The organism is Clostridium sp. USBA 49 (assembly GCF_900167505.1).
Taxonomy (GTDB): domain Bacteria; phylum Bacillota; class Clostridia; order Clostridiales; family Clostridiaceae; genus Clostridium_AT; species Clostridium_AT prolinivorans.
Genome location: NZ_FUYD01000001.1, coordinates 124,793 through 137,728 on the forward strand (window position 1 = coordinate 124,793; position 12,936 = coordinate 137,728).

General features: G+C 26.6%; 9 protein-coding genes. All 9 read right to left on the reverse strand.

Annotation, left to right across the window (positions count from 1 at the left end; all coding sequences use genetic code 11):
* Window position 1: 1 nt before the first annotated feature.
* On the reverse strand, window positions 2-907 hold the full coding sequence (nadA, locus tag B5D11_RS00580; protein WP_078681102.1) for a quinolinate synthase NadA: 906 nt from the start codon (window positions 905-907) through the stop codon (window positions 2-4).
* Between the two features lie 288 nt (window positions 908-1,195).
* A complete protein-coding gene (gene mglC / locus B5D11_RS00585; protein ID WP_078681103.1) occupies window positions 1,196-2,224 on the reverse strand; it encodes a galactose/methyl galactoside ABC transporter permease MglC in 1,029 nt (342 codons plus the stop codon).
* 51 nt (window positions 2,225-2,275) lie between these two features.
* Window positions 2,276-3,796 carry a galactose/methyl galactoside ABC transporter ATP-binding protein MglA gene (gene mglA, locus B5D11_RS00590; protein ID WP_078681104.1) on the reverse strand — a complete coding sequence of 507 codons (1,521 nt, stop codon included), beginning with the start codon at window positions 3,794-3,796 and terminating at the stop codon, window positions 2,276-2,278.
* 72 nt (window positions 3,797-3,868) lie between these two features.
* Window positions 3,869-4,921 carry a galactose/glucose ABC transporter substrate-binding protein MglB gene (gene mglB / locus B5D11_RS00595; RefSeq protein WP_078681105.1) on the reverse strand — a complete coding sequence of 351 codons (1,053 nt, stop codon included), beginning with the start codon at window positions 4,919-4,921 and terminating at the stop codon, window positions 3,869-3,871.
* Between the two features lie 160 nt (window positions 4,922-5,081).
* Complete coding sequence (locus tag B5D11_RS00600) at window positions 5,082-6,065, reverse strand: substrate-binding domain-containing protein (RefSeq protein WP_164850135.1); 984 nt, start codon at window positions 6,063-6,065, stop codon at window positions 5,082-5,084.
* Window positions 6,055-6,657 carry a sensor histidine kinase gene (locus B5D11_RS12765; RefSeq protein WP_347476663.1) on the reverse strand — a complete coding sequence of 201 codons (603 nt, stop codon included), beginning with the start codon at window positions 6,655-6,657 and terminating at the stop codon, window positions 6,055-6,057. The genes B5D11_RS00600 and B5D11_RS12765 overlap by 11 nt, the downstream gene beginning before the upstream one ends.
* On the reverse strand, window positions 6,635-7,810 hold the full coding sequence (locus B5D11_RS00605; RefSeq protein ID WP_242942234.1) for a HAMP domain-containing protein: 1,176 nt from the start codon (window positions 7,808-7,810) through the stop codon (window positions 6,635-6,637). Before B5D11_RS00605 ends, B5D11_RS12765 begins: the two co-directional genes overlap by 23 nt.
* 26 nt (window positions 7,811-7,836) lie before the next feature.
* On the reverse strand, window positions 7,837-9,450 hold the full coding sequence (locus B5D11_RS00610) for a response regulator (protein ID WP_078681107.1): 1,614 nt from the start codon (window positions 9,448-9,450) through the stop codon (window positions 7,837-7,839).
* Between the two features lie 105 nt (window positions 9,451-9,555).
* Window positions 9,556-12,669: a glycoside hydrolase family 2 TIM barrel-domain containing protein gene (locus tag B5D11_RS00615; RefSeq protein ID WP_078681108.1), complete on the reverse strand. Its 3,114-nt coding sequence runs from the start codon at window positions 12,667-12,669 to the stop codon at window positions 9,556-9,558.
* Window positions 12,670-12,936 lie beyond the last annotated feature (267 nt).

Consider the following 12,936-nt stretch of genomic DNA (forward strand, 5'->3'; position numbering starts at 1 on the left):
ATCACCCACATAATTCATGCATTTTTACTAGAGAGTTATATGCCTTTATTCTAATATCTTCTTTTATTACTATTTCATTATTCATATTAATAAGACTTTTATATACATCTTCAAGTGTAATTTTTTTCATATTAACACAAGTCATTGTAGTACCAGGTACATAAAATTTTTTATCAGGATTTAATTTTTTAAGCTCATGTAATACTCCTTGTTCAGTAACAATAATAAAATCTGTGTCATTTGACATAGTTGCATATTTAATAATTTCTCCTGTACTTCCTATAAAATCTGCTAAATCTAAAACCTCAGATTCACATTCAGGGTGAACCAATACTTTAGCATTAGGCACAATATTTTTTATATCCATAATTTGATTTATTTTTACTTTTTTATGAGTTATACAATATCCATCCCATAATATAAACTTTTTATCTGGAAATTTTTTAGCAATATAATTACCTAAATTTTTATCTGGTAAAAATATTATTTCTTTATTATTTAAGTTCCTTATTACTTTTTCAGCACAAGAAGAGGTTACACAAACATCGCATAAAGCCTTAACTTCTGTTTTAGAATTTATATAAGCAACTACTGCAGCATTAGGATGTTTTTGCTTAAGTTTATATAAACTGTCAGCATCCGCCATGTCAGCCATAGGACACCCTGCATCCATCACAGGAAGTAAAATTTTTTTGTTAGGAGATAAAATTTTTGCACTTTCAGCCATAAATTTTACTCCACAAAAAACAATGATATCTTTTGTAGAATCTTTTGCAATTTTACTTAAATTATACGAATCATCAACTGCATCAGCAATATCTTGAATTTCAGGTCTTTGATAATAATGTGAAAGTATAAGTGCATTTTTTTCTTTTTTTAATTTAAGTATTTCTTCCTTTAAATTCATACCTTTTCTTCACTTTCTATTATAAATTATACAGTGTATATACACGTGTATATAAGTATAACACTATAGCATATATAAATCAACAAAAAATAATAAAAAAGCACCAGTAAAACTGGTGTTAATATTATAAAAATTTTGGTAAACTTTTAAAAATAGTTGATACAAAAATAATATAAAATAATTAATTAATTATTTAAATTAATATGCTTCCTTTATGTAAACAATTTTATTAATTCAACTATATACATATAAAGGAAGCATATCAATAACAAATTAACAGCTTTATATTTATTTTTTCTTTACATATTTTCTTATATCAATTGCAACAGCAGAAACTATAATCAAACCTTTAACTATATATTGTAAATATGGATTAACATTTAAAAATGCTAGCCCATAGTTAATAACTTGGAATATTAAAACTCCTGTTATAATTCCAGGAACTGTACCTATACCTCCTGAAGTTGATACTCCACCAACAACACAGGCTGCGATAGCATCTAGTTCATACATATTACCAGTATTATTTGTTGCACTACCTACACGTCCTGCTTCTAAAGTACCAGCAAAACCATATAATGCTCCAGCTATAATATATATTATTATTAAATACTTTGTAACATTAACACCTGATACAGCAGCTGCTTCAGGATTACCACCTATAGCATACATATTTTTACCAAATTTTGTTTTATTCCAAAGAACCCATATAACTACAACTGCTATAAGTGCATAAACAATTAAATGAGGTAATTGAAATCCAAATATATTGAAACTTCCAGTAACAAAATTTTTAAAACCTTTATCAAAACCTCCTATTGGTTGTGCTCCAAGAGGTGGACGGTCAACATATATTGAACTTAAACCATAAACTATAATCATCATACCTAGTGTAGCTATAAATGGAGGAACTTTAAGTAATGAAACTACCACTCCATTGAGAAGTCCTATAATAGCTCCAATTAATATAGCAAGTAATATTGGAATTACTATTGGTAATTTAGGTAAACTCGGATACATACGATAAGCATAATCAGTTGCTTGTAATAATGAAGCTGATATAACAGCTGAAAGTCCTACTATACGTCCAGCTGAAAGGTCAGTACCCTGAGCTATTAATATACCTCCAACTCCTAAAGCTATTATTATACGTGTTGATGATTGAGTTAATATATTCATAAGGTTTTTCATTGATAAAAAATCAGGCTCTATTACAATTATAGTTATTATTAATACCGCTAAAACTACATATATTGCATTGTTCATAAGCCATTGCCCTGTTTTTTTTGCATCGAAAGAAACTTTTTTATTTTCCATAGCAAAATCCTCCTTCTCAGTTTTAAATTATATGCAATCTAACATAATATTTTATAAATATTTTGCAGATAATCTCATTATTTCTTCTTGTGTTGTATTTTTAGTTTCAACTATACCGGCAACCCTTCCATTACTCATAACTAATATTCTATCAGTTGTACCTAAAAGCTCTGGCATTTCTGATGATACCATTATTATTGACTTACCTTCTGCAGCTAAATTATTCATAAGCTGATAAATTTCAAACTTAGCACCAACATCTATACCTCTTGTAGGTTCATCTAACATTAATATTTCAGGTTTAATTAAAAGCCATCTACCTATGATAACCTTTTGCTGGTTTCCACCAGAAAGAGTTCCTATTACAGTTTTTTGGCTAGGAGTCTTAACTCTCATTGAATCAATAACCCACTGAGTGTCTCTGCTTATATTTTTATTAGATAAAAATCCAAATTTAACATAACTTTCTATATTAGAAATAACTGAGTTAAAACTTACAGATAATCTATCAAATATACCAGTTACTCTTCTTTCTTCAGTTACAAGTGCAAACCCATTTTTCATAGCTGTATTAGGATTAGTATTTTTAATTTCTTTTCCGTGTAGTTTAATACTTCCAGAACTTATTTTTCTAATTCCAAATAAAGCTTCAAGTATTTCTGTTCTTTTTGATCCTACCAATCCTGCTATTCCAAGTATTTCTCCTTCTCTTAAATCAAAACTTATATCTTTAATTGATGGCTGTATTTCTCCAGTTAAATTTTTTACTTCTAATATAACTTTACCAGGCTTATTTGTTTTTTTAGGAAAACGATTAGACAAATCTCTTCCAACCATCATATTTATTATCAAATCTGTAGTTAATTCTTTTGCTGGTTTTGTGGCAATCCACTGACCATCTCTCATTATAGTTACATCATCTGATATTTTAAGGATTTCTTCCATTTTATGAGAAATATATATAATTCCTACATTTTTCTTTTTTAATTTTTCTATTATTTTAAATAAATGTTCAACCTCTTTTTCAGTAAGTGAAGAAGTTGGTTCGTCCATAACTATTACTTTAGAATCATAAGAAACTGCTTTTGCAATTTCAACCATTTGCATTTGAGATACTGATAAAGTATTTATTTTTTGCCTTGGATCAAGATTTATATCAAGTTCTTCAAATATTTTTTTTGTATCTTCATACATTTTTTCTTCATCTATGAAAAGCCCCTTTTTAGGGTAACGTCCTAACCAAATATTATCTATAATATTTCTTTGTCTAACTTGATTTAATTCCTGGTGAACCATTGAAACACCATTATCTAAAGCTTGTCTAGAATTTTGAAAATGAACTTTTTTACCGTCTAAATAAATTTCACCTTCATCCATATGGTATATGCCAAATAAACATTTCATAAGAGTTGATTTACCAGCACCATTTTCACCCATAAGAGCATGAACAGTACCTGGTCTAACTTTAAGTGTTACACCTGATAATGCTTTAACTCCAGGAAATTCCTTAGATACATTTATCATTTCTAATATATATTTTGTATTGTTTGTTTCTTTTGCTGTATTATCCATGGATTTCCCTCCTATCCACTAAATTTTAAATAATATGAGGCACACTTTAAGTGTGTCTCATATTTATTTTATTTATTTGTATGCTTCTTCTGCAAAGCTTACATTATCTTTATTAATCTTTACATAAGGCACACGAACTGCTTTTTTATCATCTAGTTTCCATTTAGTTCCGGAAACAACATCTTTTCCATTAGCAGCATTTATAGCTAAATCAAGAGTAGCTTGTCCTTGATTTTTAGCATCATTTAATACTGTTCCTGCCATTTTACCTTCTTTAATCTTAGATAGTGCGTCTGGAATAGCATCAACACCAAATACTGGCATATATTTATCGTTTTTGAAGTATCCAACTTTTTCAAGTGAAGTTATAGCACCTAATGCCATAGCATCATTATTAGCAATAACTACCTCTATTTTACCGTCATTTTTAGCAAGCCATGCATCCATTTTTTCTGCAGCTTTATTAGTATCCCACATAGCTGTATCTTCAGCTATTTTTTCAACTCCAACTCCATTTTGAACTATAGTATCAATAACATACTTAGTTCTTGCTTCAGCATCTGGATGTCCTGGTTCTCCTTTTAATAATACATATTGGATTTTTCCATCTTTATTTAAATCCCATTGATCTTTATTTTTATTCCATTGATCTAATATTAATTCACCTTGCATAACTCCTGATTCTTTTGATAAAGTTCCAACATACCAGGCTTTATCATATCCTGCTAATGCAGCTGCATCAGGCTCTTTATTAAAGAATATTACAGGAAGATCAGCTGCTTGAGCTTTTTCTATAACATTACCTGCTGCTTTTGGATCAACCAAATTAATTGCAAGTGCTTTAACTCCTTTTGAAATCATAGCATCAATTTGTTCAAGCTGTTTAGCTTGGTCATTTTGTGAGTCGTTAAGTATTACATCAGCTTTATCTTTAGCTCCTTTTTCAATTGACTGTCTTACAAATGACATAAAATTATCATCAAATTTATATATAGTAACACCTATCTTTGGAAGTTTTGATGAACTTCCTGAAGAACCATTTTCATTTGTTGAAGTTGATTTTGAAGCACAACCTCCAAGTACTAATGATGCCGCTAATACTGTCGCAACTAATTTTTTATTCATAGAATATTCCCCCTATACTTTATTTTTAATTTATATATCGTTTTCATGTATTAATAATAACATCCTTGTTATATAAAGATAATATAAAATTCTACTGTGTTATATAAAAATTCTACTGTGTTGTAAACATACACAATAGAATTTAATAATTTTTATATATTTATCTAGTAATGGGGAATATAAATTTTTGATTTTCTTTTGTATAAATATTATTTTTATCTATAATTCTAGTTTCTATATTTAATTCTTTATCTACATCAATTCCTCTTGCAGCCATAGCAGCATTTTTAATTCCAAGATAACCCATTTTAAATGGATTTTGTACAACAATTAAATCTATTATACCTTTTTCTAAATATTGAATTTCAAGAGGTGTATTATCAAAAGCAATTAATTTGATTTTTTCACCAAGACCTAATTCTTCTATAGCTTGAGCTGCTCCTAGTGAAGCTGAATTATTTAGAGTAATTATGCCATCTAATTTATCATAATTTAAAAGCATATCTTTAGTTAAATTATAGGCAGTTTTTTCGTTTGAATAACAATATTTTTTGCTTATTAGATTTATTTCAGGATGTTGTTTTAATACATTGATTACACCAGATTCTCTTTTATATGCACTTTCACTTTTTTTATCAAAATTTATAATTGCTATATTGCCTCTTTCACCTACTGCATCAATTAATTTCTCTGCAGCTATACTACCTGCTTTAAAATTATCAGTAGATATTTTGCTTGCTACCTTGTCAGAATTTACTCCTGAGTCAACTGTTATAACAGGAATTTTTTTCTCATAAGCCTTTTGTACTAAATTTTTCATTCCTTCATAATCAGAAGCAGCTAATACAATAGCATCTACATTTTTTTCTAAAGAATTTAAAAACAATTCTTCTTGTTTTGATACATCATATTCCACACTTGGTGCTATAAAAGTCATATTCACATTAAATTCTTTAGACGCCTCATGAGCTCCTAAATATACAGAGTTCCAGTATTGATCAGTATTTATTTTTACAATAAAATCAATATTTACTCTTCTGTCAATACTGCTTTCCCCTTTATTTTTATAAATATGAAAACCATAAAAAGCAGCAGAAATAATAATGCTAATTAAAATAAAAATTAATATTATTTTATTTTTCATCGTTCCCATCCTTTACTATAGGCAGCCAAAGCTTTACCTTAGTTCCTTCTTCTAATTCACTTTCAATTTCCAATCCATATTCTTTTCCATAGCAAAGCTGTATTCTTTCATGAACATTTCTTATTCCAACTCCTGCCCCTCCATTTTCTTTAGAATTATATGAAAGTATATTTTCTAAAATATCTGGTTTTATCCCTAAACCATTATCTGTTACTTCATACAAAAGTTTACCATTTACTTCTTTAGCAGAAACAGTTATATTTCCTTCTTCAAACATATATTCAATCCCATGATAAATAGCATTTTCTATAATTGGTTGAAGTATAAGTTTTAAAGTTTTATATTGAAGTACCTTTTCTTCAACTTCAATGTTAAATTTAAATTTGCTTTTAAACCTTATTTTTTGTATTATCAAATAATTTTTTGCATGTTCTATTTCTTCTCTTACAGTAATTATATTTCTTCCTCTGCTTATACTTATTCTAAAAAGTCTTGCAAGAGAAGTTACCATTGTTATAACATCTTGAGTTTTACCATTTTCAGCCATCCATACTATTGAATCTAATGTATTATATAAAAAATGTGGATTTATTTGAGCTTGAAGAGCATTTTCTTTTTGCTTCTTGTTCTATAACTATCTGATCCATAAGCTGTCTTATTTTTGAAACCATTATGTTAAAAGTTTTAGCTAAATGTACAACTTCTTTATCTCCATTAATATCAACTTTTATATTAAAATCTCCTTCTTCAACTTTTTTCATTGAATTATCAAGTTCTTTAATAGGTTTTGTTATTTTAGCTGAAATAAAAATAAACAATAAAATAATAAATATTATTGCAAGAGCTAAAATTGCAGCCGAAAAATTTGTTATATCTTTTTTTATTTTGTAAAATTCATCCATATAGGATACTCCTGCAACTCTCCAATCGCTATTTCCTATAGTTTTTACTGTTATAAGTCTTTCTTCTTTATCAGTATTTTGAATAGTCGTTCCATAGTAAGTTTTTAATACATCTTTAATATCTTCATTTTTAAGCCCTAAATATATAAGTTGCTGCTGAGGATGATATATAAAATTTCCTTTTGAATCAATTATATATACATATCCTCTTTCACCTAAACTAATTTTTTTACAAAATTGTTCTATAGAACTAAAATTTATATCTACAAGAAGTATCCCATTTATTTTTTCTTTTCCATAGTTAAAAGTAATAGCTTTACTTAAAGATATTACCCAATTGTGTTTAACTTCAAATAAATTTTGAACATGTGGTGATGATATAAATACTTGACCATTATTCTCATTTGCTTTTATAAACCATTCTTGGTTTATTATATCAGCATTATTTTTAAGTTTTGAAAAAGGATCACCTATAATAATTTTGCCTTTATCTGAAAATAATGCTATAGAAACTATATCATCTTTCATATCAAGTATAACATCTAGCTTTTCAACAAGTTTTGAACTATTAATATTGTCAGTTTTATTAATATTTTCATCTATTAAATTTACAATATCTATCATGTTATTTCTATAATTTTCTACATTAAAACTTATTTGTTCAATAACATGCATTGTACTTTTACTTACATTTTGCTTAGCTGTATCTGAAAATTTTCCTGATAATATAACACTTATAAAAACCATAAAAATAACAGTTATAAAAGCAAAAGATACTGTAATTATTGATTGTATACTTTTAAGTTTTATAAAATTGCTTATTTTTTTAGTTAGTTCGGTCATTTATTTCAAACTCCTTATTGTACTTTTTATTTTATACTGCTTCTATATTCTGAAGGTGATAGATTAAATCTCTTTTTAAAACTATAACTAAAATAATTAGGCTCCGAATAGCCTACATTTTCTGCAATTTCAAAAGTTTTCATATTAGTTGTTCTTAAAAGTTCCTTCGCCTTTTCCATTCTTACATGAGTCAAATAATTTATAAAAGTTGTTTTTGTTTCTCTTTTAAATATAAAACTAAAATAATTTGGACTTATATGAAGATAAGTGCAAACTTTATTAATATTTATGTCACTTTCTTTATAATGCTCTTTTACATATTCTTTTGCTTTTTCAACTAATTCATTTGCAGTATCCTGTCTACCCTTAATTATATAATTTCTTATTTTAATTGAAATATTTTTAAACCAATTTTGTACTTCTTCTATTGTATTTAAACTATATAATTCTATAAATAAATTATGATTGCTTCCAAAAATATCATTAATATCTATATCTGAATTCCTTGCAACTTTTAAAATTGTTGTAAGCATTTCCATAACATATATTTGATAATCTTTAAAAGATACCTTAAAATCTGAAATTTCTTTAAAAAGTTTATCTATGGTATCTGAAATTTCTTCTAATGTACCAACCTTTATAGAACTTTCCAAGCTTCTTTCTTTAAGCTCATCAAATACAACTTTATCAGCACTTTTGGGTTCTATATCCTCTATCCAGATAATTCTGTTATTCCCCATAAAAATTTTATAATCAAGTGCAGCAACAGCATTTTGATAAGATTGGTTTAATTTAGTTATATCATTACATAAGTTTCCTATACCTATAGTTACAGTAAATTTTAAAAATTTTTCTATAGTCTGCCTTAATTCTTCTAATGCATTAAAATTCATTTCAATAATTTTATTTCTATCATAATCATCTGATTTGCTTATAATAACAACTGTTTCATTATTTATAAAAGCAACTCCTAAATTATATTTAATTATAATTTCTTCTACAATATTAAGCACAGAAAATTTCCAAAGCTCTTTTTCTTCTTTAAAATCCTTTTGATTACTTGAAAAATCTATACTAACAATAGATACCATGTAATTTTTACCACTTAAATCAATATTATAACTCTTACTTTTTTCCTCAATTTCTTCTTTTGTTAAAGTACTTGTTATAAGTGAAACTAAAAATTTTTCTTTTAATATAGGAAGACTTTTTCTAAAATACTCTCTTAAAGCTTCTATATTTTCTTTTTCAGCAATTTCATTATCTATTTTGTTCTTAATTTTTATAAGTATTTCTGTAAGTTCTGAAGATGAAATAGGTCTTAATATATATTCTAAAACATTTAGTTTTATAGCTTTATGGGCATATTCAAATTCATCATAGCCTGTTATAAGAATTATTTTAGTTGTAGGATATTTTTCCCTAATAATCGAAGATAATTCCAAACCATTCATAAAAGGCATATTTATATCTGTAATAAGTACATCTGGCAAAGTTTTTTCAAACACTTCAAGTGCTTCTTTGCCATTTTCAGCTTCTCCAACTATTTCAAATCCTATAAAATTCCAATCTATTTTTTCTATAATTCCTTTTCTAACTTCAACTTCATCGTCTACAATAAGAAGTTTATACTTTCTCATTTGCATTCCCCTTTTAAATTATTAGAATTATTTATAAATTTATTATATATTATTTAAGCAATAAAACTCTAGTTATATATCCTAGAGTTTTATTACTTATATGTTTTATTTTTTTATTCCTTTTATAGTATAAGAAAATTTATAATTTCTATTTGCATATAAAGTAAATTCTGGATGAGTCTTTGAACCCCAGCTATCATCTCCACCAATTCCCATTTGCTTATAGTTTATCCTTACTACAACTTTATCACTAATAGGAAGTTTGTAATTATGATCAGCTTTTTCTAATTCTTCTATAGAATACGGTAAAACATTTAATTCAAATACAGGATCTCCCTTTATCAATAGTCCTGTACCTTCTTTATTAGATAATAAAGCCCATCTAACTTCTGTCTTATTACCACATTCTTGTGGTTTTAAATATGGCACATACTGTTCGCAAACCTTTCCATTATAAATACCTATTTTAGCACTTTCTTTCCTATCCCAATAATTTTCATGAGGTCCATTGCCATACCATACTAAGTTTTCAAAATTTGAATTCATAATAAACAATGTACCTACTTCTGGTATTTCAGGAAGATTTTCTCCTGGAATAAGATTTTCACTTACTTTTATTTCACCATTACCTAATATTTCATATTGAATTTTGCATATTGAATAATTTGATGCAGGAATAACAAATTCAGAGTATAAAACTACTTTTGTTTTGTAAAATTCAATATTTATATTTTTAAGTTCTTTTAATATTCCAGCATATTTCCATGTTTCACACCTTTTTTCAAGCATATTGCCTCTATCATTATCTGTTACCGCTCTCCAAAAATTAGGTCTTATTCCCTCTTTTAAAAGTTCTACTCCATCAAATTTATAAGATATAATTTCCCCTTTTATTTTATCAAAAATAACTGTAAAATTCTTACCTTCAATATTTAATTTATTTTGTTTATCATAAATAAAAATCTCTGGATAATTTATTATTTTTAATTCTTTATTATTTTGTTCAACAGGAAGAATAAATTGTTTAAATGCAATTTCATGTCCTGATTTTGCCCAAATAGTATCTTTCTTTAATATAAAACTTATGTTTAAAATATATTCTTCATAAGGCAAAGCATTTTGTGGCAAATTATACTCAATTATAATCTCCTTTGATTTTTGTGGCTCTATATCTATATCTAAACTTCCATTAGAAATTACTTCTCCATTTTTAGTTATATTCCATTCAAGCTTATATTCATTTAAATTTGTAAATAAAAACTCATTATATATTTTTATTATTCCTCGTTTTAAATCTACTTTATTAACATGTATAGATTCATAGCACTTTTTTACTTCATATATTTTAGGACTTAAACTTTTATCAGCAAATAATAAACCATTGCCACAAAAATTACCATCATTTGGACTATCATTAAAATCTCCGCCATAAGCTAAATAATTTATTCCTTCAGGTGTCTTAGTAAGTATAGCTTGATCTTTCCAATCCCAAATAAACCCTCCTTGAAGCACAGGATATTTCCTAAATAATTCCCAATATTTAAATAAATTCCCACAAGAATTTCCCATTGCATGACTATATTCACAAAGAATAAATGGTTTTTTAGGATTATTTAAAGCATACATTTCTACGTCTTGAGGCTTTGTATACATTTGACTTTCTATATCTGATGCATCTTCGAAATCTCTATTATGAAAAATTCCTTCATAATGAACTAATCTTGTTGGATCATTTTCTTTAAGGAAATCATGCATTTTTATAAAATTTTCTCCTCCATAAGATTCATTGCCAAGAGACCATATTATAACAGATGGATGATTTTTATCTCTTTGAAACATGGAATTACATCTATCTATAACTGCATCAGTCCATTCTTTATGACTTCCTGGAATAATTTCTTCTTCTTTATAATGTCCTAATTCCCACATTCCATGAGTTTCTAAATTAGTTTCATCTATAACATATAAACCATATTCATCACAAAGATCATACCAAATTTCATTATTGGGATAATGTGAAGTTCTAACCGCATTTATATTAAACTTTTTCATAAGTTTTATATCATATAACATATCATCATAACTTATAGCTCTTCCATCTATATGACTAAATTCATGTCTATTGACACCTTTAAATAGTATTCTTTTGCCATTTATTTTCATAAGTCCATCTTTAATTTCAAACTTTCTAAAACCTATTTTACAGCTTATTGTTTCTATTATATTGCCTAAACTATTTTTTAAAACAAGTACTAATGTATAAAGATTAGGAACTTCAGCACTCCATTTTAATGGATTTTCAATAAAAGATGAAAATTTAACTTCACATTCGTGTTTATCATTTAAATCTATATCTGTTGTCATAGTTTGCATATTTAATACTTTATTTTTGTTTTTATCATAAAGCATTGCCTCTAAATTTAAAGTTTCCATAGATTTATTATAATAATTTATTATATTCGCTTTTATAGTTAAATTTGCATTTTTATAATCAATATCAAGATCAGGAATTGCTGCAAAATCATATATGTGTACTTCTGGTGTAGAATATAAATAAACATCTCTAAAAATACCGCTTAACCTCCAAAAATCTTGATCTTCTAACCAGCTTCCATCACACCATCTATAAACTTCTACTGCAAGTTTGTTTTCTCCTTTTTTAATATACGGTGTTATATCAAATTCCGATGGAGTAAAGGTATCTTCGCTATATCCTACAAATTCTCCATTTACCCAAACATAAAAAGCAGATTCTACTCCTTGAAAACTTATATATAAAGGTTTACCTTCCCATTCTTTTGGTATATTAAAATTTCTTATATATGAACCTACAGGATTATACTTTGTAGGTGCTGTTGGTGGCTTTATATTTTCTTTACCATACCAAGGATATATTTTATTTGTATATTGTGGATAATCATACCCTTGCATTTGCCAATTAGAAGGTACTTTTATTTCCTCCCAAGAACTAGCATCGTAATCATTTTCATAAAAATTTTTAATCCTTTTATCAGGATTTTCAGCAAAATTAAATTTCCACAATCCATTTAAAGATAGATAATATTTAGAATTAAATTTATTCCCTTCCAATGCTTCTTCAACAGTATCAAAAGGCATAAGCGTTGAATGAGCTTTCATTCTATTAACCTCAAAAATTTGCGGATTATTATTCCATTCAGGATATCCGTTAGCTGGAGGTACATATTTAAATTTACTCATACATAAACACCTCTTTATTATTTTTTAGAAATCCTTTTCTATATCATTTTAAATTATTTTATATAAAAATACAATAGTATTTTCATAGTTTTGAATATGAAAATTACTATAAATTAACTTAATATAAAAAATCCAGTAGTAATTTAAAATGATATGCTCGCCCTTATATAACAAAATCTTTTTAGTATAGGGGGTAAAAAGATTTATTATAAGTATAAGCATATCAAAATATATTCTACTGGATTGTATTTATTTTTTATCTATGCA